25 protein-coding genes are annotated in these 25,222 nt (G+C 71.2%); 12 read left to right on the top strand and 13 right to left on the bottom strand.

The annotated features are described in order from the left end of the window. Nucleotides 1-8: 8 nt before the first annotated feature. Together OJ997_RS19105 and OJ997_RS19100 are read left to right on the top strand one after the other, a co-directional pair. Nucleotides 9-755 carry a hypothetical protein gene (locus tag OJ997_RS19105; RefSeq protein WP_270026797.1) on the top strand — a complete coding sequence of 249 codons (747 nt, stop codon included), beginning with the start codon at nt 9-11 and terminating at the stop codon, nt 753-755. A gap of 192 nt (nt 756-947) precedes the next feature. After that, nucleotides 948-3,845, top strand: coding sequence for a vitamin B12-dependent ribonucleotide reductase (locus tag OJ997_RS19100; protein ID WP_372517913.1), 2,898 nt, complete (start codon nt 948-950; stop codon nt 3,843-3,845). Between the two features lie 72 nt (nt 3,846-3,917). On the opposite strand, the gene OJ997_RS38135 is transcribed toward OJ997_RS19100, so the two are convergent. From OJ997_RS38135 to OJ997_RS19080, 4 genes are read right to left on the bottom strand one after another with little or no spacing between them, the layout of a single operon-like run. Continuing rightward, nucleotides 3,918-4,328 (bottom strand): type II toxin-antitoxin system VapC family toxin, encoded by a 411-nt coding sequence (locus OJ997_RS38135; protein WP_372517912.1) that lies wholly within the window; start codon nt 4,326-4,328, stop codon nt 3,918-3,920. Then, nucleotides 4,319-4,537 carry an AbrB/MazE/SpoVT family DNA-binding domain-containing protein gene (locus tag OJ997_RS19090; RefSeq protein ID WP_270026794.1) on the bottom strand — a complete coding sequence of 73 codons (219 nt, stop codon included), beginning with the start codon at nt 4,535-4,537 and terminating at the stop codon, nt 4,319-4,321. Before OJ997_RS19090 ends, OJ997_RS38135 begins: the two co-directional genes overlap by 10 nt. Before the next feature lie 38 nt (nt 4,538-4,575). After that, nucleotides 4,576-5,085 carry a hypothetical protein gene (locus OJ997_RS19085; protein WP_270026793.1) on the bottom strand — a complete coding sequence of 170 codons (510 nt, stop codon included), beginning with the start codon at nt 5,083-5,085 and terminating at the stop codon, nt 4,576-4,578. 10 nt (nt 5,086-5,095) lie between these two features. Further along, on the bottom strand, nt 5,096-5,464 hold the full coding sequence (locus OJ997_RS19080) for a hypothetical protein (RefSeq protein ID WP_270026792.1): 369 nt from the start codon (nt 5,462-5,464) through the stop codon (nt 5,096-5,098). Nucleotides 5,465-5,588: 124 nt separating this feature from the next. On the opposite strand from OJ997_RS19080, the gene OJ997_RS19075 reads away from it, so the two are divergent. From OJ997_RS19075 to fdhD, 3 genes are all read left to right on the top strand, one after another. Next, nucleotides 5,589-6,128 carry a hypothetical protein gene (locus tag OJ997_RS19075; RefSeq protein ID WP_270026791.1) on the top strand — a complete coding sequence of 180 codons (540 nt, stop codon included), beginning with the start codon at nt 5,589-5,591 and terminating at the stop codon, nt 6,126-6,128. A 74-nt stretch (nt 6,129-6,202) separates the two neighbouring features. Further along, nucleotides 6,203-7,768: an LVIVD repeat-containing protein gene (locus tag OJ997_RS19070; protein ID WP_270026790.1), complete on the top strand. Its 1,566-nt coding sequence runs from the start codon at nt 6,203-6,205 to the stop codon at nt 7,766-7,768. 24 nt (nt 7,769-7,792) lie between these two features. Beyond that, a complete protein-coding gene (fdhD, locus tag OJ997_RS19065; RefSeq protein WP_272599962.1) occupies nt 7,793-8,542 on the top strand; it encodes a formate dehydrogenase accessory sulfurtransferase FdhD in 750 nt (249 codons plus the stop codon). On the opposite strand, the gene OJ997_RS19060 is transcribed toward fdhD, so the two are convergent. Both OJ997_RS19060 and OJ997_RS19055 read right to left on the bottom strand, forming a co-directional pair. After that, nucleotides 8,539-8,913, bottom strand: a complete 375-nt coding sequence (locus OJ997_RS19060) for a VOC family protein (protein WP_270026788.1) — start codon at nt 8,911-8,913, stop codon at nt 8,539-8,541. The two genes, fdhD and OJ997_RS19060, sit on opposite strands and share 4 nt — an antisense overlap. A 37-nt stretch (nt 8,914-8,950) precedes the next feature. Next, nucleotides 8,951-9,658 (bottom strand): SDR family NAD(P)-dependent oxidoreductase, encoded by a 708-nt coding sequence (locus OJ997_RS19055; RefSeq protein WP_270026787.1) that lies wholly within the window; start codon nt 9,656-9,658, stop codon nt 8,951-8,953. Between the two features lie 42 nt (nt 9,659-9,700). Between OJ997_RS19055 and OJ997_RS19050 the strand changes: the two genes are divergently transcribed. Continuing rightward, nucleotides 9,701-10,237 carry a TetR/AcrR family transcriptional regulator gene (locus tag OJ997_RS19050; RefSeq protein ID WP_270026786.1) on the top strand — a complete coding sequence of 179 codons (537 nt, stop codon included), beginning with the start codon at nt 9,701-9,703 and terminating at the stop codon, nt 10,235-10,237. 10 nt (nt 10,238-10,247) lie between these two features. On the opposite strand, the gene OJ997_RS19045 is transcribed toward OJ997_RS19050, so the two are convergent. The 5 genes from OJ997_RS19045 to OJ997_RS19025 all read right to left on the bottom strand — a co-directional run bounded on the left by OJ997_RS19045 (nt 10,248) and on the right by OJ997_RS19025 (nt 16,061). Next, nucleotides 10,248-12,032: a LamG domain-containing protein gene (locus tag OJ997_RS19045; protein ID WP_270026785.1), complete on the bottom strand. Its 1,785-nt coding sequence runs from the start codon at nt 12,030-12,032 to the stop codon at nt 10,248-10,250. A 50-nt stretch (nt 12,033-12,082) separates the two neighbouring features. Next, nucleotides 12,083-14,341 carry a heavy metal translocating P-type ATPase gene (locus OJ997_RS19040; RefSeq protein ID WP_270026784.1) on the bottom strand — a complete coding sequence of 753 codons (2,259 nt, stop codon included), beginning with the start codon at nt 14,339-14,341 and terminating at the stop codon, nt 12,083-12,085. Beyond that, a complete protein-coding gene (locus OJ997_RS19035; protein ID WP_270026783.1) occupies nt 14,338-15,117 on the bottom strand; it encodes a DUF8832 domain-containing protein in 780 nt (259 codons plus the stop codon). Before OJ997_RS19035 ends, OJ997_RS19040 begins: the two co-directional genes overlap by 4 nt. After that, entirely contained in the window at nt 15,114-15,323 is a 210-nt protein-coding gene (locus OJ997_RS19030; RefSeq protein WP_270026782.1) for a heavy-metal-associated domain-containing protein, read from the bottom strand. The genes OJ997_RS19035 and OJ997_RS19030 overlap by 4 nt, the downstream gene beginning before the upstream one ends. 75 nt (nt 15,324-15,398) lie before the next feature. After that, nucleotides 15,399-16,061 carry a metal-dependent transcriptional regulator gene (locus OJ997_RS19025; RefSeq protein WP_270026781.1) on the bottom strand — a complete coding sequence of 221 codons (663 nt, stop codon included), beginning with the start codon at nt 16,059-16,061 and terminating at the stop codon, nt 15,399-15,401. Between the two features lie 24 nt (nt 16,062-16,085). Between OJ997_RS19025 and OJ997_RS19020 the strand changes: the two genes are divergently transcribed. After that, nucleotides 16,086-17,000 carry a S1 family peptidase gene (locus OJ997_RS19020; RefSeq protein ID WP_270026780.1) on the top strand — a complete coding sequence of 305 codons (915 nt, stop codon included), beginning with the start codon at nt 16,086-16,088 and terminating at the stop codon, nt 16,998-17,000. Here the strand turns inward: OJ997_RS19020 and OJ997_RS19015 are convergent. Next, nucleotides 16,988-18,148 (bottom strand): sensor domain-containing diguanylate cyclase, encoded by a 1,161-nt coding sequence (locus OJ997_RS19015; protein WP_270026778.1) that lies wholly within the window; start codon nt 18,146-18,148, stop codon nt 16,988-16,990. The genes OJ997_RS19020 and OJ997_RS19015 overlap by 13 nt on opposite strands. A 59-nt stretch (nt 18,149-18,207) precedes the next feature. Here OJ997_RS19015 and OJ997_RS19010 point away from each other — a divergent pair, with 59 nt between their 5' ends. After that, nucleotides 18,208-18,504: a hypothetical protein gene (locus OJ997_RS19010; protein ID WP_270026777.1), complete on the top strand. Its 297-nt coding sequence runs from the start codon at nt 18,208-18,210 to the stop codon at nt 18,502-18,504. Here OJ997_RS19010 and OJ997_RS19005 read toward each other — a convergent pair. Further along, a complete protein-coding gene (locus OJ997_RS19005) occupies nt 18,461-20,128 on the bottom strand; it encodes a S8 family peptidase (protein WP_270026776.1) in 1,668 nt (555 codons plus the stop codon). The two genes, OJ997_RS19010 and OJ997_RS19005, sit on opposite strands and share 44 nt — an antisense overlap. A 94-nt stretch (nt 20,129-20,222) precedes the next feature. On the opposite strand from OJ997_RS19005, the gene OJ997_RS19000 reads away from it, so the two are divergent. Genes OJ997_RS19000 through OJ997_RS18985 form a run of 4 tightly spaced genes read left to right on the top strand, consistent with a single transcriptional unit; the run spans nt 20,223 to nt 25,221 of the window. Next, nucleotides 20,223-22,121, top strand: coding sequence for an acyl-CoA dehydrogenase family protein (locus OJ997_RS19000; RefSeq protein WP_270026775.1), 1,899 nt, complete (start codon nt 20,223-20,225; stop codon nt 22,119-22,121). Beyond that, nucleotides 22,118-22,690 (top strand): TetR/AcrR family transcriptional regulator, encoded by a 573-nt coding sequence (locus OJ997_RS18995; protein WP_270026774.1) that lies wholly within the window; start codon nt 22,118-22,120, stop codon nt 22,688-22,690. Before OJ997_RS19000 ends, OJ997_RS18995 begins: the two co-directional genes overlap by 4 nt. Next, complete coding sequence (locus tag OJ997_RS18990; protein WP_270026773.1) at nt 22,687-23,958, top strand: acetyl-CoA C-acetyltransferase; 1,272 nt, start codon at nt 22,687-22,689, stop codon at nt 23,956-23,958. Before OJ997_RS18995 ends, OJ997_RS18990 begins: the two co-directional genes overlap by 4 nt. Before the next feature lie 3 nt (nt 23,959-23,961). Then, complete coding sequence (locus OJ997_RS18985; RefSeq protein ID WP_270026772.1) at nt 23,962-25,221, top strand: 3-oxoacyl-ACP reductase; 1,260 nt, start codon at nt 23,962-23,964, stop codon at nt 25,219-25,221. Nucleotide 25,222: the final 1 nt, after the last annotated feature.

Genomic DNA, 25,222 nt, shown 5'->3' with positions numbered 1-25,222 from the left:
GAAGTGGTATGGGACTGCGCCTGATCACGGTCCTGGTGGCCGCGCTGGCGCTTCTTCCCGCCACCGCCTTCGCCCAGGAGCCGACCGCGACGCCCGGACCGCCCGACAGCGCGTCGGACGCGGTCAAGCTCATCTATGAGGACTACCGGCGCGACGGCAAGATCGACGTCTGCGAGCACGAGCGCGCCGATCTCGAGGACGCGCTGGACACGATCGAGCCCGACTTCGACACGGATTACCCGGACTTCCGGGAGGCGATCGAGGCCGGCATCCAGCGCCACGACAACGGGCGCTGCGACGCCACGGCGACGCCCACCGCGACCGCCACAGCGACGGCGACGGCAAGCGCCACCGCGACGGCCACGGCCTCACCGGACGACGGCACGCTGCCGCCGCCCGACGACGACAGCGGCGGCACCGACGACGGCGCGATCCCGCCGACCGACGACGGCACGGGCACGCCCGAGGACGGGACGCTCCCGCCGGAGGCGACCGCGACCGTCGCGCCGTCGGTCACGCCGGTGCCGACCGTGGCGCCCGCGACGACGCCGCTGCCCAGCGTGACCCCTGGCCTCGTGTCCACGAAGGCCGACTCGAGCAAGCTCCTGATCCCGGGGGTCCTGGTCGCGCTCGCGTTCATCGGCGCCCTCGCGCTGCTGATCTTCGGCCGCAACTCGCCGGCTTGGCGCGAAGCCGCTTTCCGCACCCGCACGACATGGGCGGATTTCACGGATTGGCTGCGCCTCGGGCGCTGAGGTTTAAGGCGGAGAGAGCGGGGCTTTCGGGGGCTACCCGAACCCCTTCGTTCGATAGAATTTGCTCTGCAAAAGCAGGATTTTCGCTCTGCACGTAGTACCGGCCGCGATTGCGTGAAGTCGTCCGGTCCGTGGTGCATAGTCCACCGCCCGCACTTTGAAAGTCCCTGCCCGAGGGAGATGGCAAGCATCATGGAAAAGACGTCGCCGCAAACCACGCTCACGCAACCGACTCGTGCCCCTGAGGCGCTGAGCGTGCGTCGGCTGTTCACGCGGCCTGGCGTGCACCCTTACGAGGCCGTGGAGTGGGAGTCCCGCACCGCCGCCGTCGGCTCGTTCCGCCAGGAAGACGTCGAGTTCCCCAAGTCGTGGTCGCAGAACTCCACGAACATCGTGGCCCAGAAGTACTTCCGCGGTCAGCTGACCTCGCCGACGCGTGAGCGTTCGGTCAAGCAGATGATCAACCGCGTGTCGGGCACGATCTCCGACTGGGGTCGCGAGCGCGGCTACTTCGCGTCCGAGGAGGACGGGGACGCGTTCGAGGCGGAGCTGACGCACATCCTGCTGCACCAGATCGCGGCGTTCAACTCGCCGGTCTGGTTCAACGTGGGCTTCGAGGAGTCCCCGCAGTGCTCGGCCTGCTTCATCCTGAGCGTTGAAGACACGATGGACTCGATCCTCGACTGGAACACGCGCGAAGGCCGCATCTTCCGCGGTGGTTCCGGTTCCGGCATCAACCTGTCGAACATCCGCGGCTCGATGGAGCCGCTGGCCAAGGGCGGCACCGCCTCCGGCCCGGTCTCCTTCATGCGCGGCGCCGACTCCTGGGCCGGCACGATCAAGTCCGGCGGCAAGACGCGTCGCGCGGCCAAGATGGTCGTGCTGGACGTCGACCACCCGGACATCCGCGAGTTCATCTGGTGCAAGGCCAAGGAAGAGGACAAGGCCGCCGCACTGCGTGACGCCGGGTTCGACATGTCGATCGACGGCGACGGCTTCCACTCGATCCAGTACCAGAACGCCAACAACTCGGTCCGTGTCACGGACGAGTTCATGCAGGCGGTCGAGGACGACGCCGACTGGCACCTGATCGCGCGCACCACGGGCGAGCCCGTCGGTGAGCCGGTCCGCGCGCGTGAGCTCATGCGCGAGATCGCCGAGGCCGCCTGGCGCTGCGCCGATCCGGGCGTCCAGTACGACACGACGATCAACCAGTGGCACACGTCCCCGAACTCGGGTCGCATCAACGCGTCCAACCCGTGCTCGGAGTACATGCACGTCGACGACTCGGCGTGCAACCTGGCGTCGCTGAACCTCATGAAGTTCCGCCGTCCGGACGGCACGTTCGACACGGAGTCCTTCCAGCACGCCGTGGACATCGTGTTCCTGGCGCAGGAGATCGTCGTCTCGCCGTCGAGCTACCCGACCGAGGAGATCGGCAAGAACGCCCGCGCGTTCCGCCAGCTCGGCCTGGGCTACGCCAACCTCGGCGCGTTCCTGATGGCCAACGGCGTGGCGTACGACTCCGACGAGGGTCGCGGCGCCGCCGCCGCCATCACCGCGCTGATGACCGGCCGCGCCTACGCGCAGTCGGCCAAGGTCGCCGCGGCCATGGGCCCGTACGACCGCTACGCGGAGAACCGCGAGGCGCACAACGCCGTCATGCGCATGCACCGTGACGCGTCTTACGCCGTCCCGGACAGCGCGGTCAAGGACACGCCGCTGCTGGCCGCGGCGCGTGAGACGTGGAACGACGCGGTCGCGCTCGGCGAGCTCTACGGCTACCGCAACGCGCAGGCGACGGTGCTCGCGCCCACGGGCACGATCTCGTTCCTGATGGACTGCGACACGACGGGCATCGAGCCGGACTTCTCGCTCGTGAAGTACAAGGAGCTCGTCGGCGGCGGCAACATGATCATCGCCAACCGCACGGTGCCGATGGCGCTGCGCACGCTCGGCTACGGCGAGGTCGCGATCGAGCAGATCGAGGCCTACGTCGCCGAGCACGGCACGATCGTCGGCGCCCCGGGCCTCGCGGGCGAGCACCTCGAGGTGTTCGACGTGGCGGTCGGCCAGCGCGCGATCTCCGCGATGGGCCACGTGAAGATGATGGGCGCGGTCCAGCCGTTCCTCTCGGGCGCGATCTCCAAGACGGTCAACATGCCGCAGGAGTCCACGGTCGAGGACATCGCCGAGGCGTACATCGAGGCCTGGCGCCTCGGCGTCAAGGCGCTGGCCATCTACCGCGACGGCTCCAAGACCGCCCAGGCGCTGCGCACCGACGCGCAGGAGGTCAAGGAGGTCAACGCCAAGGCCGAGCTCGCGCTTTCCGCCGGCGAGGAGATCTTCACGCAGACCGAGGTCGACGAGCTGCTGGCCACCGCGGTCAAGAAGGCCGTGGACAAGGCGCTCTCGCGTGAGGACGAGCCGCTGCGCAAGCGCATGCCGCGCGAGCGCAAGTCGCTTACCCACAAGTTCTCGCTCGGCGGCCACGAGGGCTACATCACGGCCGGCATGTACGAGGACGGCTCGGTCGGCGAGATCTTCCTGACGGACATCGGCAAGGAGGGCTCGACCCTCCGCGGCATGATGAACTCGTTCGCGACGGCGATCTCGATCTCGCTCCAGTACGGTGTGCCGCTCGAGACCCTCGTCCGCAAGTTCGCCTACATGCGCTTCGAGCCGGAAGGGATCACCACCAACCCGGAGATCCCGTTCGCCAAGTCGATGCCGGACTACATCATGCGCTGGCTCGCCTCGCGTTGGCTGGACGCCGACACGCAGGAAGAGCTCGGGATCATGACCGCCGACGTCCGCGCGAAGTCGATCGCCCAGAACACGGCTCCGTCCTCGGACACGGCCGGCCCGGCGAATGGCAACGGTGCCCCCAAGGCGCTCGCGCCCGCCCCCGCCGCGCCGGCGGCCGCCAAGGCCCCGACCGCCGCGCTGACGGACACCCCGCCGGTCGTCCCGGTCCGCATGGTCGGCCTGGACCTCGGCCCCGCCTGCAACAACTGCGGCGGCATGATGCAGCGCACGGGCTCGTGCTACACGTGCTCGTCCTGCGGCAACAACACCGGCTGCGGCTGATTCTCAACTAGCCGGGTAGCCGGCTGAAGCTTCACTCGATGGGCCGTCTCTTGCGAGGCGGCCCTTCGTCGTTCAGGGCGTGTCGGAGCGCAGCCCGGCGTATGCCTTGCGGACTCGCTCGTCGAAGCTCGCAAGCTCGACGTCGGCATGGCCGCGGCGCTCGGCTTGGACGGCCGTCGCAAGCGCAAACGCATCCGGAAGCTTCAACCCGGTTTGAACCCGTACCGCAGCCGCGCGCTCCGCCAAGTCGGAGTCCACGCTCACGACCTCGATGCTCAGCTGCGCGAGCATCTGGCGGACACGGTCTTCGACGCCGGCGCGAACCGGCCCGATGAGGATCTCCGCATAGTTGACCGCGCAGAGCATCCGACGAGTGCCGGGTACGAGCGCTTCACGCACGCGTTGGACAGCGGCGGCGTGATGAGCGTCGTCGCGATTGAGAAAGCCGATGAGAACGTCGCTGTCGAAAACGACTAGCGCCACTCGGAGCGGACCTCGTCGAGATATCCGGGCGGGTAGACGCTGTCGTCGAGCATGCCTGCGAACTCCCCGATGAGCTCGTTGGTCTTGACCAGCTCGATCCGCCCTGGGCCTGCGCTCCGCACGCGCACATCATCGCCCGGGGCCAATCCCGCCTCACGCATCACCTCGGCCGGAATCGTGATCTGATTCTTCCGGGACACGAGGCTCATGCCCTTTACCGTATCAACGGGAAGTAAAGGAACGGTGCTCAGTCTTCGTCGCCCAGCCAAACGACGAGCACGTGCTCTGAGTCGGCGGCGATGATCCCCTCGTTGAACGTCTGAGGGGTCAGGCCGGTCGAGCTCCAGAAGACCGGGCGGTCGAGCGTGCCGAACAGCCGGTCGATGATCGCGACGGCGCGGGGCTCGTCGCAGACCTCGGTGTCGTAGGCCATGTCGAAGCGGATGTCGAGCTCGAGGACGTCGCGGGCCACGACCTCGCTGATCAAGTCGCGCGCGACGTAGCCGATCGGGAGGTGCGCACGCGACATCGGCGCCGGCGGGCGGGTGAGCAACTCGCTGATGGCGAGGTCGGGCGGCAACTCGTGCCGGGCGGCCCACACGAGCACGTACTCCTCGAAGCGGAACCGACAGATCTCCTCCCGGACCGCTTCGATCACCTGGGCGACGGCCGGGTCGGGTGCAGAGAACGCCCGGTCACGGAGGACGGCGCGCAACGTCTCGCGCAGCTCCCACATCCGCTGCGACCGGCGCTCCACCGGCGCCAGCCTACCCCGCGGGCTGCACGCGGCCCGTCGAGAAGCCCTCGCCCGGGACGTAGCGGACCGGGACGCTGAGCGCGTCGCCCGAGTCCAGCGTGGCGGTGCAGCGGACCTCGACGGCGCCGAGGTCCCAGTTGATCCGCGGCTTGACCGGGCACGAGACGTCCTTGACCGGCTGGCCGTCGCCGATCGCCTCGCGGGCGCGGGCCTCGGCGCCGGTGAGGTCGAAGTCGCGCACGGTGTCGCGGAGGCGCTCGGCGTCGCGGACGCCCTCACGGGCCTGGTCGACGTTGTCACGGATCTCGGCGGCTTCCTCGCCACAACCGACGAGGGCGAAGGCGCAGAGAGCGGCGACCGGCAGGGCGTAGAGCTTCACGTCCTCCACCGTATGAGAGGAACCTGAACCGGACCTCAGCTTCGCCGCGCTTGACCAAGGAGTAGCCCGTACTCCGCGTGGGGTCGTACCGTGCACGGCATGATCGCGAAGCGGCCCGCCCTCCATGAGTCCTGACGTCAACGACGCGCAGAAGGCGCTACTGGCACGACTGCGGGAGCTGGTGGTCATCACGCCCACGTCGGGCGCGGTGAACGCGGCGAAGCGGCCGCTGCACATCACGCGCTTCGGGCAGGCCGTCGAGCGCCGCGCCGAGGACGGCACCGCGCTCGTTGCCTACGTGCGCGCGAAGGTCCACGCGCCGGCCAAGGACGGGTACGACGCGCTCATCGACGCCGGCCGGTCCGACCTGACCGTGGAGGCGCTCGTCGCCGACCGCGAGGCGGCGTGGGCGTCGGAGTTCACCGACGAGGACCGGGAGGCCGCCGAGGCACGGCTGGGCTCGATGCTCGAAGCCGACAAGACCCGCAAGAATGCGGCCGAGGCCGAGGCGGTCGCGTACGACCAGAGGATCGTCGCGATGGCCAGCAAGCGGCGCGCCGCCGAGGGCAAACCGGCGTTGACGCCCAAGCAGGAGGCGCAGATGCTGGCTCGTATGGCGGCCACGCGCGCCAACGCGGGAAAGGACGCTGACGAGAGCGAATGACGCTCGCTCGATGAGAGACCGATGAAGTAGATTCCGCCGCCTAGTTCGTATCCCCGGATCCTGGGAGGGCATCCGTGAGCGGTAAAGGGCTGGTTCTGGGCGCGCTCGGCGCGTCACTCGTGTTCGCCGCGCCGGCGTTCGGCGCGCAGAAGAACGTGGAGCTCGTGAAGCAGATCACCGAGGCCAAGAACGCCACGGCGATCAACTTCCTCGAGTACCGCGACGGCTGGCGCGGGAAGCGCACCGTCATGCTCGTAACCGGTCGGTTCGGTCTGAAGTCCTACGACATCGACAACCCGGCCAAGCCGCAGCTGCTCGACGAGCTGTCGGCGGAGCGGCTCAAGCTCGAAGGCGACCCGGACGTCGACTTCGGTCCGCCCGACACGTCGGCCCCGCGCTCGACCTTCTGGCAGAACGAGGACATGGACGTCGACCAGGACCGCAAGCTGGTCCTGCTGTCGCGTGACCCGCGGGCGTACGCGGGCTCGACGACGCGCGAGCCGGGCGAGCCGGACCCGAACGGCGCCACGAACATCGCCGGCGTCTACATCGTCGACGCCAAGGACCCGGAGGCGCTGCGCCTGCTCGCCTTCCAGCAGCTCCCGACCGGCCACACGACCACCTGCGTCAACGGGTGCCGCGCGCTGTGGTCCGGCGGCCCGGCGGCGACGACCACCCAGCAGGCCAACGGGTGGGTCGGCGGCCGGCCGATCATCGTCACCGACCTCAGCGACCCGAAGCGGCCACGCGGCTACCCGCTGCAGCCCGTGGACCTGTTCCGGCGCGACGGCGTGACCGCCTACTCGCACGACGTGCAGGTCGACGACGCCGGCATCGCCTGGGTCTCCGGCGACGGCGGCACGCGCGGCTACTGGACCGACGGCGTGCACTACGACCCGCTCGACCGGCGCCACCGCCACGCCACGGCGCTCAAGCCGATCCCGTACGGCGGCGGCGGGATCGGGCCGGAGCACACGAACGACGAGAACGGCGGCTTCATGCACAACGCGTGGCGGCCGATCGGCAAGGACGCGCCGCGCGACGAGCGCTACCGCAAGGGCGAGCTGCTGCTGATGACCGAGGAGGACTTCGGCCCCGCCACCGAGGCGTGCAGCAAGCAGGGCAAGTTCACGATCGCGTCGATCAAGGGCAGCCTGAACGGCGAGGCGTGGAAGTCGACGCCGACGAACAAGTTCCGCATGCCGGTCGTCGGCTCCTGGTCGCCGTACGGTCAGGAGGGCTCGCGCCCCGCGGGCCAGTACACGCCGCTGGCGAACTTCTGCTCCGCCCACTACTTCGACGTGGACGGCAGCACGGTCACCTACGCCTGGTACGGCGAGGGCACCCGGCTCCTGGACATCTCCGACCCGGCGAACCCGCGTCAGTTCGCGTACTGGCGGCCGGATGACGGGATTGTCTGGGCGTCGTACCTGCGCGACGGCTACATCTACACCGCCGACCGCACGCGCGGCGTCGACATCCTCCGGCTGACGGGCGGCGCGAAGGCCGCGCGGGCGGCCAAGCGGGAGGTCACGGCGCCGTCGCCGTCGGCCAAGCAGCGGGCGTTCATCGCCGCGCAGGCGTCGGAGCTGATCGCCGACCCGGCCACGGCCGGGCTCTGCTTCCTGCCCGCGACGTAGGAGACGCTGCTAGACAGTCAGACCATGAGCGGCCCCTTGACGCGACCCGTCGAACACGACGGAGTGGATGACGAAGTCGCGATCGAGGAGCCGCTCGAGATCCGCGTGGACGGCGCACCGCTGGCCGTCACGATGCGCACGCCCGGCCACGACGAGGAGCTCGCGCTCGGGTTCCTGTACGGCGAAGGCCTGATCGACGGGCCGCGCGCCGCCGGGCCGACCGAGGACTTCGCGGGCAACATCGTCGTCGTCACCGGGCCGCTGACGCGCGATCCGTCCGCCCGCTCCTTCTACACCACGTCGTCCTGCGGCGTGTGCGGGAAGGGCGCGCTGGAGGAGGTCGCGGTCCACGCGCCGGACCTCCCGCCGGGTCCGCGGATCTCCCGCGCGCTGCTCGCCGACCTGCCGGAGCGCCTACGCCAGCCGGGTTTCGACCGCACAGGCGGGCTGCACGCGACCGGGCGGTTCACGCCCGACGGCGAGCTGCTGTGCGTGCGGGAGGACGTCGGGCGCCACAACGCGATGGACAAGGTGATCGGCCGCGCGCTGCTCGACGGCGCGCTCCCGCTGCACGGCGCCGTGCTGTGCGTGAGCGGGCGACTGTCCTTCGAGCTCGTCCAGAAGGCCGCCGTGGCGGGGGCGCCGATCCTCGTCGGGGTCGGCGCGCCCACCTCGCTGGCGGTCTCGCTCGCCGAGGACCGCGGCCTGACGCTCGCGGGCTTCGCGCGCCGCGGCGGCGTGAACGTCTACACGCGGCCGGAGCGAGTGCTCTAGTCCTTGGGGGCGTAGCGGTGGTGCAGGTTCAGCGGGTTGCCGTCCGGGTCGGCGAAGAACGACTGGTGGCAGACGCCGGAGTCGAGGATCTCGCCGCGGAACTCCACCCCAGCCTCCTCCAGCCGCTTGCGCGTGGCGGCCACGTCGTCGACCTGCAGCGCGATCATCGTGGCGCTCGGTGACCACTCGAAGCCGAACGCGTCCGGCTGCATGACCGCGAGCGTGAGGTTGCCGGCCTGGAACTCCGAGCCGGGCATGTTGCCCCACTTCTTCAGGAACGGCAGGCCCAGCGTCTCGCCGTAGAACTTCACGGCGGCGTCGTGGTCCTTGGTCATGATGGCGACGAAGTCCACCCCGGTGATGTCGGTCATGCCGCATATGACTACACACGGCGGCCCGATTCATCGGTCAGGGGTGCAGAACTTCAACGCGATCGCGACGCGTGACCAGTTCCCACACGAGGTCGGCGAGCTCGTCGGGCTGCACGACGGGGAACTCGGTGGTCCCGAGGTCGAGCGCGCCGCTGGTCCAGGCCGTGTGCGCGGCGCTGCTGGCGATCATCGCCGTGATCGCGATCGTGCCGACGTAGACGCCGCTGTCGGCCAGCTCGGCGTTCAGGGTGTGCACGTAGTTGCGGGTCGCGGCCATCGGGAGGCCGGGGCCGCTCATCCCCGGCATGGCGTGGACGGCGCTGGCGCCGTGCCCGACGAGGATCGCGCCGCTCCCGCGCTCGACCAGCTCGGGCAGCACGGCGTGGATGACCTCGATCGGCGTGAGCGTGAGCAGCTCGAGCAGCGACCGCACGTGCTCCGCGCGCAGCTCGCGGGCGGGGACGAACCCCACCTCGGCGTTGACGGGCGCGTAGTAGAGCGTGTCGATCCGGCCGAAGCGCGCGCGGATCGCATCGACCGCGTTGAGCGCCGCGGCCTGGTCGGTCAGGTCCGCGCTGAACGCGGCCGCCTCGATCCCCTCCGCGGCGAGCTCGGCGACGAGCGCCTCCAGCGGGGCAAGTCGCCGAGCGACGAGCGCGACGCGGTAGCCCTCCCGCCCGAAGCGACGAGCGACGGACGCGCCGAGGCCAGGCCCGGCACCGAACACGGCGATAACTTGAGACATGTCTCAACTTGTAGCAGAGAACCTGAGGCTATCCTCAACTTCGTGCTCCGCGCCGACGCGCAACGCAACCTGGATCGGCTCAAGGCCGCGGCCCTCGAGGTCTTCCGCGAGCGCGGCCTCGGCTCCCCGCTGGAGGAGATCGCGAAGCGCGCCGGCGTGAGCGTGGGGACGCTCTACAACCGCTTCGGCTCGCGCGAGGCGCTGATCGACGCGGTCATCCCCGACCTCATGGCGGCCAACGTCGAGCGCATCCGCCTCGACGCGAACGCCGCCACCGACCCCTGGGAACGCGTCGAGCGCTATTTCAACGGCCTGCTGGAGATGCAGATCGCCGACCCGGCCGTCAGCGACGCCGTGGCCCGCGCCTACGAAGGGTCCCCTGACGTGAGCGCCGTCTGCGCCGCCGCCCTCGACGAGGGCGCGCGCCTGCTCGACGCGGTCCGCACGGGCGATCCGTCCTTCACCCGCGACGACCTCGGCGCGCTCCTCGTGGCGAACAGCGCGCTGATCGCGACCGGCGGCGCGGACGCCGCCCGCCGAATCGTCGCCGTGCTGCTCGCCGGCCTGCGCCCCGCCTAGGAGCGACGCGTCACATGTCGGCGGCGATCTCCGCGGCCGACAACGCGCGGTCGTACACGGCGACCTCGTCGATGTGCCCTTCGAACCACTCGTTCCAATAGATCATGTTGCCGCCGATGCGCAGCGGGCTCGAGCTCGTCGGCAGCGTGCCGGTGAGCGCTTGAGCGCCGATCTCGACGCCGTTCTTGAACACCTTGAGCGCGGTGCCGTCGTAGGTGGCAGCGATGTGCGTCCAGGTGTTCGCGGCGATCGTCTGCGAGCCGATGATGCGCTCGACGCCGGAGCTCAGCGGGTCCCCGACCTCGGCCGTCGGGTGCGACGCGCCCTCACTCGCGTACAGCGAGTACGCCTGCCGACTGTTCGCGCCGTCCTCCTTGAAGATCACGGACCGGTACTGCGAGCCCGACAGCGACGTGGGGTACACCCAGGCCTCGAGCGTGAACGTGTCGAGGTCCAGCAGGGTGTCGTCCGGAACGTTCACGTAGTCGTCGGTGCCGTCGAAGGTCGCCGCGCCGCCGTATTTGCCGGAGGCGGTCCAGGCGGCGCCGTTGGTGAGCGTCCCGTCGAGCCCATTGATCGAGTCCGCGGCGGTCGTGCCGCTCGTCTCGTTGAGCGCCCACTTGGCGACCGCGGGCTCGTACTCGTACGGCCCGGCGTCCGGTAGGGCGTCACGGACGCGGCCGTCCTTGTCGAGCGCCGGCGCGTCGCTCGGGTCGGCGGCGTCGATCGCGGGCGACGTCGGCTTGAGCCGATAGTCGTCGTTCGCCGGATCGATCCACTGGTCGGCGAGGCTCGCGATCGAGACGTTGTCGTGGTCATCGCCGCCGGAGCACGCGCCTCCGCCGCGCACCATCGTGTTGTGCACGAACGTCGCGTCGTTGCAGTTGAAGCCCTGGTAGAGCAGGTTGCCGGTGACCAGCGGCTCGGGCGACGCCGTCGGATCCAGCTCGAGACCCTGCTCGAAGGCGTTGTTGCGGAACTGGACGTCGACCCCGCAGCTCTGGACGTACCCGGCGTAGTAGCCCTGCTTGCCGCCGACGGTGATGTCGTCGGAGGCCTCGAACACACTGTTCTCGATCAGGATGTCCGACGGGCAGAGGTCGCTGCCGATCTTCCCGATGCCGAAGTTGTAGACCGCGCAGTTCCACCAGTGGGTGTTGCGGATCGTCATCCCCTGCACCGCGATCAGGAACGCGCACTCGGTGTGGACACTGCCGCTGGTGCGGGTCGCGGTGTGGATGTCCGTGCCGTCGATCAGCACGTCCGTGTTGGCCGTGTTCGCGGGATCCCCGCCGATCTGCCCGGCCATGTTGATGACCTTCGTGTCCGCACGACAGCAGATCTCACCACCGATGATCGCCGTCTGATCGGTGTTCTGGAGGTACAGCCCGCCCACCATGCGGACATCCTCGAAGCGATTGCCGATGGCCTTGTTGTTCGCGATGGTCGAGACGACGCCGACGCCGCCGGTCGTGATCTCGAACCCCTGGAACGTCGTCCAGTCGCCGCCGGCGTCCAGCGCGCTGACCTCGACGTCGCCGCCGCTCTCCCGGAAGACGACCGGCGGACCGGACCGCGTGCCCTCCGGCGTGGACTGGAATCCGTAGCTCCCCGCCGCCACTTCGACGACGTCGCCCGGGGAGGCGGCGGCGTACGCGGCCGAGAACGACCCGCACGGCGTACCCGATGTGCAGGCCGTTCCGGATCCGGACGGCGAGACGTACCACGTGGCGGCGTGCGCGGACGCGGGAGCGACGATGACCAGCAGGAGAACCAGCAGAGCACGGGCGAACATGCACCGATGCCTAACCGACTCACCAGTCGCCGTGTTGATTTTGTTTGCGCCTACTGAGTGCGGAAGCGACGTAGCCGGAGGGCGTTCGTCACCACGCTGACGCTCGAGAACGCCATCGCGGCGCCCGCGATCACCGGGTTGAGCAGGCCGAGCGCCGCCAGCGGGATCGCGGCGACGTTGTAGCCGAACGCCCAGGCGAGGTTCTGCTTGATCGTGCGCAGCGTCGCGCGGGAGAGGCGGATCGCGTCGGGGGCGGCGCGCAGGTCGCCGGAGACGAGCGTGAGGTCGGAGGCCTCGATCGCGACGTCGGTGCCCGTGCCGATCGCCAGGCCGAGGTCGGCCTGGGCGAGCGCGGGCGCGTCGTTGACGCCGTCGCCGACCATCGCCACGACGCGGCCTTCGGCCTGCAGGCGCTTGACGACGTCGGCCTTGTCGGCCGGCATGACCTCGGCGATGACCTCGTCGATCCCGACCTCGGCGGCGACCGCGCGGGCGGTCGCCTCGTTGTCGCCGGTGAGCAGGACGGGGCGGAGGCCGAGCGCGCGCAGCCGCTCGACGGCTTCGCGCGACGTCGGCTTGACCGTGTCCGCGACGGTGAAGACCGCGACCGGGCGACCGTCGATGGCGCCGACGACCGCGGTCCGGCCGGCGGCGGTGGCGGCCGCGAGCGCGTCGGCGAGCGGGCCGGCCGCAAGCGCGGCGGCGGCCGACGAGCCGGGAACGGCGGACGCCGACGAGCCGGGGACGGCGGGGGCCGACGAGCCGGGGGCGACCTGCGCGGCGAACATGCTCGGGCGGCCCGCGGCGACCGCTCGACCCTCGACGACGCCTTCGACGCCCAGGCCCTCGCGGCTGGAGAACGCGACGATCGCCGCGTCGGACTCCGCCGCGGCCGCGATCGCGCGGCCGACCGGGTGCTCGGACGCGCTCTCGAGCGCGCCGATCAGGCGCAGCGCCTCCTCGCGCGCCACGCCGTCGACGGTCACGTCGACGAGCGTCATCCGGCCCGTGGTGACGGTGCCAGTCTTGTCGAGCACGATCGTGTCGACCTTCCGGGTGGACTCGAGCACCTCCGGCCCCTTGATCAGCAGGCCGAGCTGGGCGCCGCGCCCGGTGCCGACCATCAACGCGACCGGCGTGGCCAGGCCCAGGGCACACGGGCAAGCGATGATCAGGACGGCGACGGCCGCGGTGAACGCGAACGTCGCGCTCTCGCCCGTGCCGAGCCAGAAGCCCAGGGTCGCGACGGCCAGCGCGATCACGACCGGGACGAAGACGCCCGCGACGCGATCCGCGAGCCGCTGGACCGGCGCCTTGCCGGACTGCGCATCGGTCACGAGCCGCGCGATCTGCGCCAGAGCCGTGTCGGACCCGACCTTCGACGCGCGCACAACCAGCCGCCCGCCGGCGTTGACGGTCGCGCCGACGACATCGTCGCCCGGCCCCACCTCGACCGGCACGGACTCGCCCGTCAGCAGCGACAGGTCCACGGCGGAGTGGCCTTCGACCACGACGCCGTCAGTGGCGATCTTCTCGCCCGGGCGGACGAGGAAGTCGTCGCCGACCTGGAGCGCGTCCACCGGGACGACGCGGCCGTCGGCCAGGGAGACCTCTTTGGCGCCGAGCTCCAGGAGCGCCTTCAGCGCCGAACCCGCGCTCCGCTTCGCGCGCGCCTCGAAGTAGCGGCCGGCGAGGATGAACGTCGTCACCACCGCGGCGGTCTCGAGGTAGATGTGGTCGGCGCCCTCACCCTGCTCCGGGATGAGGTCGAAGCTCATGCGCATCCCGGCCATGCCCGCCTCGCCGAAGACCAGCGCGTACAGCGACCACAGCCACGCCGCGAGCGTGCCGACGCTGATGAGCGTGTCCATGGTCGCCGTGCCGTGGCGCAGGTTCAGCCACGCGGCCCGGTGGAACGGCCACGCGCCCCACAGCACGACGGGCGAGGCCGCGGTCAGCGCCAGCCACTGCCAGTTGTCGAACTGCAGCGCCGGGATCATCGACACGAGCAGCACGGGCAGCGAGAGCACGGCGCTGAGCAGCAGGCGCTGACGCAGCGCCGCGAGCTCGTCCACGGGCTCCGCCGCATCCGGCTCATCAGCGGGCAGCACCGCGTGGTAGCCCGCGGCCTCGACCGCGCCGACGAGCGCGTCGGGCTCGACCGCCGCCGGGTCGTACTCCACGGTCGCCTTCTCGGTCGCGTAGTTGACCGAGGCGTTGACGCCCTCGAGCTTGTTGAGCTTGCGCTCGATCCGGTTCGCGCACGACGCGCACGTCATGCCGGTGATCGGGAGCTCGATCGTGCTCATCGGACGAGCTCCGCCGTGTGGACACGGCCCTCGTGCTGGAACTGCAGGTAGAGCAGGTAGCGGGTGCCCGGCTCCAGGTCGGCCTCGAAGGACACGCCGTCGTCGTTCGGATGCACGTGCAGGAACGCCAGGTCGCCCTCGCGCAGCGCGACGAGGTGCCCGCCGGCGCCGAGGTACTCCTCGGTCTCGACCGGCGCGCCGCCGCGGGTGATGTCGAACCGCAGCTGCTCACCGTCCGCGCGCATGCGAACGTCATACCCATCGGTGGTATCCGCGCTCGCCGGCGCCGGGAAGCTCCGGTACGTCGCCGCGCCGTCCACGGTCACGTCCGCCGCGAGCGTGTAGGAGGTGCCGTCGTGGTTGAAGTCCGCGAACACGCGGTACGCGCCCGGCTCCGGCAACGTCAAGGGCGTGCGCCACGCCCCGTCCGCGCCCAGCTCGGGATGCAGATGCTGGAAGCCCGTGCCGTCCCGGCGGACGACGATCAGGTGCATGCGGCGCTCGTGCTCGACCTCGAAGTCGCGCACGGCCTCGCCGTCCTCGCCGCGGATCGTGAACACGAGCTCCGGCGAGGTCTCCGCGACCTCCAGCGAGAGCCCGCCCTCGGCGATCGACAGCCCGCGGATCGGGTCGACGGCCCCGTGCTCACCCATACCGGGTTGGGGTATCTCCGAGGCCTGCCGATCCGGGCCGATCACGTCGCCGGCCGCCACGGCCACGCCGAACACGAGCACCAGCAGCGCCGCGAACCCGGCGAGCTTGACGGGCGCACTCATAGCGGCGCCGCGTCGTAGCCGGCCTCGTCGATGGCCTCGACGACCGCCGACGCGTCGATCCCTGCACCATCGACGCGAACGAGCTTCGTGTCGAGGTCCACATCGACCGTGCTCACCCCGGGAACCCGGCCCACCTCACCACTCACCGCGACGACGCAGTGGTTGCAGGACATGCCATCGACGCGGTAGGTGAGGGTGTCGGCCATACCTTCACCATACCACCCGGGGGTATCTGGAGAAACCTAAACGAACCTAAAGGGGTCTGACCCCTTTAGGTGGCTTTAGGTTCGCTCGACGCGCATCGCCTGGGCGAGCGTGCCGCCCAGGACGTGGAGGTTGTCGCCGAAGCGCACGGTCAGCGGGCCGTCGAACGGCTGGCGTTCGAGCACCTCGAGGTCGTCGCCCAGCTTCACGCCGCGCTCGTCCAAGTAGCGGAGCATCGCCGGGTCGGAGTCCGAGACGCGCACGAACCGGCCGCAGTCGCCCGGCTCGAGCTCGGAGAGCCGCAGCGAGTCCTCTTCGACGATCTCCAGCTCCGCGGTCGGGATCGGGTCCCCGTGCGGGTCGTGCGTCGGGTGGCCGAGCACGGCCGCGATCCGCGCCTCCAGGTACTCGGACAGCACGTGCTCGAGCGCCTCGGCCTCCTCGTGCACGCGATCCCACGGCACCCCGAGGTGCTCGGCGAGGTAGGTCTCCAGCAGCCGGTGGTGGCGCATGACCTCCAGCGCCACCCGCTCACCGTCCGGCGTGAGGGCCACGCCCTTGTACCGCACGTGGCGCACGAGCCCGCGCTCGTCGAGCTTCTTGACCATCGCGGAGACCGAAGCCGGCGTGACGCCGAGCCGCTCGGCGAGCGCGTTGGTCGTCGCCGTACCGTCCCCCTGGCGGGCCAGGGAGTAGATCGCCTTCGCGTAGTCCTCGATCGCCTCCGACGGCCGCGCCATGCCTCTAGGTTACGGTTCCGGGTCATGCTCGCCGCTGTCGTACTCGCTTCCGCCTCGATCTTCCACGGCACACCCGCGGAGTTGCCGGCGTTCGTGTCGCTCAGCGCGGGCGGTGGACACTTCTGCGGCGGCAGCCTGATCGCGCCCGACCGCGTGCTTACCGCGGCGCACTGCGTCCAGGGCGCGAGCCCGAGCACGTTCGACGTGATCGTCGGCGGCCGCGAGCGTCCTGCGCGGGGGATCTACTTCTCGCCGCGCTACCGGGTCATCCCGAGCCCGGCCGCGCCCGAGAGCTACAGCGCGTCGGCCGCCGTCCGCGACGCCGCGATCATCGTGCTGCGCGCGCCCGTCACGGACGTGGCGCCGCTCGTCCTCGCCACCACCGCGCCCGCCGACGGCGAGCCGACCACCACGATCGGCCGCGGGATGACGGGGGCGGAGACCGACGTCGCCGACGCCCCGCGCGCCGCGAGCCAGGCCGTGCTCCCGTCGGCGACGTGCAAGGGCTACTTCAAGCGCCTCCTGCACCCGTCCTTCCACCTGTGCACGCAGGACCCGACGCCGAACAAGTCCCAGTCCTGCCCGGGCGACAGCGGCAGCCCGGTGATGGTCACCCGCGACGGCGTGCTGCAGGTCGTGGGCGTGGTCAGCTGGGGCGGCGAGACGCAGCTCAGGGAGTGCGGCGAGGGACCGGCGGACGTCAGCGAGCGCGTCCTGCCGCACCTCGCCCTGATCACCGGCGCCCTCCCGGCGCGTACCGCGCCGTACGCGACCCGCCCGCCACGGGCGACGAGCGCGGGCTGCAACCGCGGGCGCTGGCGGCCGGCGGGCACGAAGCTGAGCGTCCGCAAGGGCCGCGCCAACGGGCGCCGCACGTGCATCGTGACCGCCCGCACGGCGGGCGGCTGGGCGGAGTTCGAGGTCGCCTACACGCGGTGAAGGCGCACGCGCCCGCCGCCGACGGCCTTCGCCGAGTACATCGCGCGGTCGGCGGCGGCCAGCGCCTCGGCGGGCACGTCCCCGGCCTCGACCGCTGAGATGCCGATCGACGCGGTGACGCCGCGCTCGACGCCGTCGAAGACGAACCGCTGCTCGGCCACGAGCGCGGTCAGGTCGGAGGCCACGCGGGTGGCCTCGTCGAGCGGGCAGCGCGGCAGCAGGACGGCGAACTCGTCGCCGCCGAGGCGCGCGAGCACGTCGTCGCGCCGCAGCCGGCGGGCGATCGCGCCGGCGATCACGCGCAGCAGCTCGTCGCCCGCCTCGTGGCCGTGGGCGTCGTTGATGTCCTTGAACCCGTCCAGGTCGAGCATCAGCAGCGCGCCGACCGGCGAGCGCTCGAGCTCGACGTGGAACGCGCGCCGGTTGAGCGTGTCGGTGAGCGGGTCACGCGACGCGAGCCGGCGCAGCTCGGTGATGTCCTGGAACTGGCCGAGCCAGCAGACCGGCCGGCCGTGGCCGTCACGGACGAAGGTGACGCTGGCGAGCACCCAGCGGTGCTCGCCGTCCGGCAGCACGTAGCGCTTCTCGCCCTGGAAGTTGTGCATGTCGCCGCGCAGGATCCGCCACGCCGCGTCGATGTCCGCCTGGCGGTCGTCGGGGTGCGTGAACTCCTGGTCGCGGCGACCGAGCAGCTCGTCCGCGGGCCGCCCGACCAGGCCGCACATCGCCGCGTTGAGGCGGATGAACTCGCCGTCGGTGTTGAACAGCGCCATCCCGACCGCGGCGTGGTCGAACGCGAAGTCCAGGGCCCCGTGGTGCAACCGCTGCAGCTCGCGGAACACGCACAGCAGCGCGCCTCCGTCGAGGGCGCGCACGCTGGCGTCGATCGCGAACGGCGTCCCGTCCTCCCGCACGCCCTCGAGCGCGACCTGCGGGAGGAAGTCGAAGCGACCGAGCTCCGCGACGGCGACGGCGAGCACGTCCGGGTCGGCGACCAGCTCGTCGAGCCCGAGCCCGACCGGGTCGCGCCGGAACATGTCCCGGGCCGGCGGGCTGGCGACGAGCACCTCCCCGTCCGGGGAGAGGATCACCGCCGCCTCGGGCAGCAGCGACAGAGGCAGCAGCGACGATGCAGATGCAAAAGACATGAAGCGCCCCGTGTGATCGACGTTTTCATGCTGACCTTGAGCTGGGTAGCCTCGACTCGATGCTCCGGACCGTAAGCCGTTTGCCGCTCTTCAAGGTCATTGCCGCCCTCCAGCTGGCCCTCCTGGCGCGCCGCCATCTTGGCGCGCTCACACCCACCGAGCGCCGGCGGGCCGCGCACCTCGTGCGCCGCGCGCGGCACCTCACGCCGGCCGAACGCCACGAGCTGATCGACATCGCGTCCAAGCTCGAGCCGCGCGCGTTCGCCGGCGCGGTGGCCGACCGGATGTCGCCCGTGCCGCTCCCGCGCCGGGTTACCGGACGCGGATCGCAGTCGAAGACTGCGCGCTCGCGCTGAGCGAGACGGAGAGCGTGTAGGCGCCGCGCTTGAGCGTCTTGCCGGTCGGCAGCTTGCGCGTGAGCGTGAACTGGTTGCCGCCGCGGTGCGCCTGCTTGGTCCAGGTCGCGAGCGCCTTCGACTTGCCCTTGGCGTGCACGGCGAAGCGCACCTTGGCGGAGCGCGTGAGCTTGAAGGAGACGCGCAGCTTGCCCTTGACCCCGGAGAGCGAGCCGCCGACGTTGACGTCGGTCAGGCGCGGCGACGCGGGCTCCGCGGGCGTCGGCTCGGGCGTGACGACCGGGGTCGGCGTCGCGATCGCGACCGGCGGGGGCGGCGGCGGGGGCGTGACGACCGGCGCGTCGGGCGTCGGCGTGACCGTCGGCGTCGGGGGAGCGACCTCGACGGGCAGCGTGCCGTTGATCGCGGCGACGGCGGCCGCCGTGTCCAGGCGCCCACCCGTGACCGTCGTGCCGACGAGCGCGGGGGTGATGTCCGTGGAGGACGTGAGCGCCCACTTGAGCTGGGCGGCGGTGACGCCGGGCCGGGCGGAGAGCACGTCGGCGGCGGCGCCGGCGACGTGCGGGGAGGCCATCGACGTGCCCTGCGTCGTCGCGTAGGCGTTCGACCCGGTGCTCCAGGTGGAGACGATGCTCACGCCCGGAGCGGAGAGGTCGACGGTGGTCGCGCCGTAGTTGGAGAAGCTCGCGCGGGCGTTGTCGCGGTCGTGCGCGGCGACGCACAGGACGTTGGCCTGCGGCAGCGCGCACGGGAAGCTCGCGATCGCGGGATCGTCGTTGTTGGCGTTCGAGTTGCCGGCGGCGACGACGTACAACGTGTTCGGATGCGCGGCGACGACGCGCTCGAGCACGGTCGAGTAGCCGCCGCCGAGCGAGGCGTTGACGACGGGCAGGCCGAGGTCGCCGGCGTAGTCGAGCGCGCTGGCGATCGTGCTCATGAAGCCGTTGCCGCTGTTGTCGAGCGCGCGGAGCGGGACGACCTTCGCGCCAGGAGCGACGCCGGCGACGCCGCGGCCGTTGTCGGCGAGGGCGGCGATCGTGCCCGTCACGTGCGTGCCGTGGCCGTTGCCGTCCTGCGGCAGGTTGTCGGCGGAGATGAAGTCCCAGCCGCGGAAGTCGTCGATGAGGCCGTTGCCGTCGTCGTCGAGGCCGTTGGTCTCGCGCCCGCCGCCGATCTCGCCCGGGTTGCCCGTGAGCTGGCCGGCGAGGTCGAGGTGGTCGGCGCGCACGCCGGTGTCGACGACGCCGACGGTCACGCCGGCGCCGGTGGTGCTCGTCCAGGCGGCGGGGACGGCGCTGTCGGGCAGGCCCCACAGCGACGCGAAGTACGGGTCGTTCGGCGCGTCCAGGCGGTTGATCGAGACGCGGCGGTCGGGCTCGGCCAGCACGACGTCGTCGTCGGCGCGCAGCTCGGTGACCGCCTCGGCGACGTCACCGTCGCGCGGCTTGACCAGCTCGGCGTGCTCGAGGCCGAGCGGCTTGACGATGCGGACGCCGGCGTCCTCGCGGATGTCGCGGGCGTCGGCGCCCGGCTCGCGGATGACGATGATGTCGCCTTCGCCGGCGTGCGCCGCGGCCGGAGCGGCGAACAGGAAGACGGCGATCAAGGCTGAGACGCGGCGCATCACTCCCCTATCGGCTACCCGGTGCGCAACCTTGAGGAGTGTGTTTCTGCACACATACCGGCATATAAATTTATAGGTCGGTAACCATGGGAGCATGAGCACCGCCGAAACCCTGCGCGCCCTGCTCGACGGCCCCTACACGCAGACCCGCGATCGGGTCCGCTGGTGGCTGTCGCAGCCCGGCAACGAACCCGTCGACGACCTGCCGCTCGAGGAGCACCGCGCTCGTGTGCTCGAGTGGAGCCGCGAGCTCGCCTCCCAGGGCGACACCGCGATCGGCTACCCCGCCGAGTACGGCGGCAAGGACAACCCGGGCGCGGTCGTGGCCGCGTTCGAGACGCTCGCCCTCGGAGACCTGTCGCTGCTCGTCAAGTGCGGCGTGCAGTTCGGCCTGTTCGGCGGCGCGATCCTGCACCTGGGCACCGAGAAGCATCACGCTCGCTACCTGCAGGACGTCGGCTCGATGGAGCTCCCGGGGTGTTACGCGATGACGGAGACCGGTCACGGCTCCAATGTGCAGCATCTGCGCACGACCGCGACCTACGACCCGGACACGCAGGAGTTCGTCGTCAACACGCCCGACGACGACGCGCGCAAGGACTACATCGGCAACGCCGCCCGCGACGGTCGGCTCGCCGTGGTCTTCGCGCAGCTGATCACCGGCGGCGAGTCGCGCGGCGTGCACGCGCTGCTCGTCCCGATCCGTCATGAGGACGGCGAGGTCTGCGACGGCGTGCGGATCGAGGACTGCGGCCCGAAGCTCGGCCTCAACGGCGTCGACAACGGCCGCATCTGGTTCGACAACGTGCGGATCCCGCGCGAGAACCTGCTCGACAAGCTCGCGCAGGTGCACGAGGACGGCACGTACTTCAGCCCGATCGAGAGCTCGACCCGGCGCTTCTTCACCATGCTCGGCACGCTCGTGCAGGGCCGCGTGAGCGTCGGCGGCGCGTCGATCAGCGCCTCGAAGGTCGCGCTCACGATCGCGATCCGCCGCGGGCTGGAGCGCCGCCAGTTCGGCGTCCCGGGCGCCGAGCAGGAAGCGCTGCTGATGGACTACCGCACGCACCAGCGCCGGCTCCTGATCCCGCTCGCGAAGACGTACGCGCTGTCGTTCACGCAGCTGCGGCTGATCAAGGACCTGCACGCGGTGTTCACCGACGAGAACACCCCGGAGCGCGAGCGGCGTGAGCTCGAGACGCTCGCCGCGGGCGTGAAGGCGCTGGCCACCTGGAACGCCACGGACACGATCCAGACCTGCCGCGAGGCGTGCGGCGGCGCGGGCTACCTGCGCTCGTCGCGGTTCGCGGCGCTCAAGGCCGACACCGACGTCTTCACCACGTTCGAGGGCGACAACACGGTCCTGCTGCAGCTGACGGCCAAGAACCTGCTGACGGACTACAAGGACTCGTTCGGCGACCTGAACCCGATCGCGATGGTCCAGTTCGTCGCCGGCCAGGCGCTCAGCGTGCTGAGCGAGCGGACCGCGCTGCGCAAGGTCGCCGACTCGGTGCTCCCGGGCCGCGACGACGACGCCGACCTGCTCGCCCACAAGACGCAGCTGGACCTGTTCCGCTGGCGCCACGAGCACCTGCTCACCGCCGCCGCGCGACGGCTGAAGGGCGGGATGGACGCGGGCAAGGACCCGTTCAGCGTCCTCGTCGACACCCAGGACCACGTGCTCGCGGTCGGTCGCTCGTGGGTGGACCTCGTGATCCTCGAGTCGTTCGTGGCCGCCGCCGAGCAGAATCCGCTCCTCAGCAAGCTGTGCTCGCTGTACGCGCTCTCGACGATCGAGGACGAGCGCGGCTACTACCAGGAGCACGGACGGCTCTCGGGCGCCCGCTCGAAGGCGGTCATCAAGGCCGTCAACACCCTGTGCGGCGAGCTGCGCCCGCACTCACGTGAGCTCGTGGACGCGTTCGGCGTGCCGGAGACCGCGCTCGGCGACGCGCGCGTCGTCGCGAACGAGCAGGAGCGGGTTCCGGCGTGAGAACGCGTCTGCCCCGCGCCGAGCGGGAGCAGCAGACGTTGGACACGGCCCGTGCGCTGTTCGCGGCGCACGGGTACGCGGCCGTGACGATGGACCAGGTCGCGGCCGCGGTCGGCGTCACGAAGCCGCTCCTCTACAACTACTTCGGCAACAAGGAACAGCTGTTCCTGGCGTGCATGAAGCCCGCCGCCGACGCGCTGACCGAGCACGTGGTGAGCGCCGTCTCGGCCGCCGCCAGCGCACCCGAGGCGCTGCGTGACGGCATCCACGCGTTCTTCGCGTTCCTCGACGCGGACAAGGACGCGTGGCGGATGCTGCACGACGACTCGCTGCCGTCGGGCGGGGACATCGCGGTGCGTGCGCGGGAGTACCGCGACGACATGGAGGCGATGGTTACCGCCGCGCTGTCTGAGCGCACGGAGTCGCGCGCCGTCGAGCCGCTCTCGGTGGCCATCTTCGGCGCCGCGGAGGCGCTGGGCCGCTGGTGGCTGCGCTCGGGCGCAATGAGCGCGGAACGCACCGCCGAGCTGTTGATTCGCACGATCGAACCCGGACTGAGGTCACGATGAACACACGTCGCGTCGCCATCGTCGGCGGCAACCGGATCCCGTTCGCGCGGTCGAACGGGCCGTACGCACACGCGTCCGACCAGGACATGCTCACGGCGACCCTGGACGGGCTCGTCGAGCGGTTCGGCCTCGAGGGCGTACGGCTGGACGAGGTCGTCGCCGGCGCCGTCTTGAAGCATTCGCGCGATCGCGATCTCACGCGCGAGGCCGTGCTCGGCTCCAAGCTCGCGCCGGACACGCCCGCCTACGACATCCAACGCGCGTGCGGGACCGGGCTGGAGACCGTGATCGCGGTCGCGAACAAGATCGCCCTGGGCCAGATCGACGTCGGGATCGCCGGCGGCGTGGACACGGCCTCCGACGCGCCGATCGCCGTCAACGAGGACCTGCGGCAGGTGCTGCTCGACCTCAATCGCGCGAAGTCGCTGCCGTCGCGGGCGCGCACGCTGACGCGGCTGCGGCCGGGGCAGGTCGTGCCGGAGGTGCCGCAGAACAGCGAGCCGCGCACCGGACTGTCGATGGGCGAGCACACGGCGCTGATGGCCAAGGAGTGGGGCGTCACGCGCGCCGAGCAGGACGAGCTCGCGGCGCAGTCGCATCAGCGGATGGCGGCGGCGTACGAGCGCGGGTTCTTCGGGGACCTGATCACGCCGTACCTCGGGCTCGAGCGCGACCAGAACCTGCGGCCGGACTCGTCGGTCGAGAAGCTCGCGAAGCTCAAGCCGGTGTTCGGCGGGGCCGACGGCACGATGACCGCCGGCAACTCGACGCCGCTGTCGGACGGCGCCTCCTCCGTGCTGTTGGCGAGCGAGGAGTGGGCCAAGGAGCGCGGCCTGCCGATCCTCGCGTACTTCGCCGACGCGCAGACGGCCGCCGTCGATCACGTGCACAAGGGCGAAGGGCTGCTGATGGCGCCCGCCTACGCGCTGCCGAAGCTGCTCGACCGGGCCGGGATCGGCTTCGGCGACGTGGACCTGTTCGAGATCCACGAGGCGTTCGCCGCGCAGGTGGCGGCGACGCTGAGAGCGTGGCGCGATCCGGTGTTCGCGCGCGAGCGGCTCAGCCAGGACGCGCCGCTGGGCGAGATCCCGTCCGAGAAGCTGAACGTCAACGGTGGGTCCTTGGCCGCCGGGCATCCGTTCGCCGCGACCGGCGGGCGGATCGTCGCCTCGCTGGCGAAGGCGCTGGACGAGCGCGGCTCGGGCCGCGGCGTGATCTCGATCTGCGCGGCGGGCGGCCAGGGCGTCGTCGCGATCCTGGAGAAGTAGACGATGGCCGATCTCTACTCGCAGCTGATGCGGATGCCGGTCACCTCGACGGTCGGCAAGAAGATCGGGCTGCCGCAGCCGGTCGAGCTGGCGCGCGGGTCGTCCGAGGTGGGCGGGCGCGTGCTGCTGGGCGGCGCGGGGCGCGTGGCCGAGGCGGCCGCGCGGGTCCTGAAGGCGATGGGCGCGGACTCCGCGACCGCGCTGGACGACCCGGTGCGCGAGTCCGCCGCCCGGGCCGGCCTGGACGCGGCCGTGTTCAACCCGGAGGCGCCGGCCGATCAGAAGTTCCGCGCGCTCGTGTTCGACGCGACGGGCATCGTCGACTCCGCGGGGCTCGTCGAGCTGCAGCGGTTCTTCTATCCGACGGTGGGACGGCTGCAGCGCAGCGGCCGGGTCGTCGTGCTCGGCGACGGGCGGCGCGCTCTGGAGGGCTTCACGCGGTCGCTCGGCAAGGAGGTCGGGCCGCGCGGCGTCACGGTCAACCTCGTGCACGTCGACGAAGGCGCCGAGGACCAGCTCGCGCCGACGCTGCGGTTCCTCCTCACGCCGCGCTCCGCCTACGTCTCCGGCCAGGTCATCCAGGTCGGCAGCGGTTCGGAGCGGCCCGTCGCGGGCCGGACGGCGTTGGTGACCGGCGGCTCGCGCGGGATCGGCGCGGCGATCGCGGACGTGCTCGAGCGCGAGGGCGCGACAGTCGTCCGGCTCGATCTGAAGGATGCGGACGTCGAGCTCGACATCACGGCGCCCGAGGCTCCGGAGGTGCTGGCGGAGCGCTTCGCGGACGGCCTCGACATCCTCGTCCACAACGCGGGCGTGACCAAGGACCGCACGCTGGCGAAGATGCCCGAGGACCGCTGGCAGTCGCTGATGGAGGTCAACCTGCTCGCGCCGGAGCGTCTGACGGACGCGCTGCTGCCGGTCCTGCGCGACGACGGGCGGATCGTGTGCGTGTCCTCGATGGCCGCGATCGCGGGCAACGCGGGGCAGACGAACTACGCGACGTCCAAGGCGGGGCTGATCGACCTCGTGACGGGGCTTTCGCTGGAACGCGGGATCACCGCGAACGCCGTGGCGCCCGGCTTCATCGAGACCGCGATGACCGCGGCGATGCCCGTCGGCGTGCGGGAGGTCGGCCGCCGGCTGAACTCGCTGCGCCAGGGCGGGCTGCCGGTCGACGTGGCCGAGACCGTCGCGTGGCTGGCGGGCTCCGGCGTCGATCGCAACGTCGTCCGGGTCTGCGGCCAGTCGCTGCTGGGGGCGTGAA

The organism is Solirubrobacter phytolaccae, assembly GCF_027587195.1.
In the GTDB taxonomy this organism is placed as follows: Bacteria; Actinomycetota; Thermoleophilia; order Solirubrobacterales; family Solirubrobacteraceae; genus Solirubrobacter; species Solirubrobacter phytolaccae.
The sequence above is the reverse complement of the archived record's forward strand: the minus strand, read 5'-3'. Positions and strand labels throughout refer to the sequence as shown.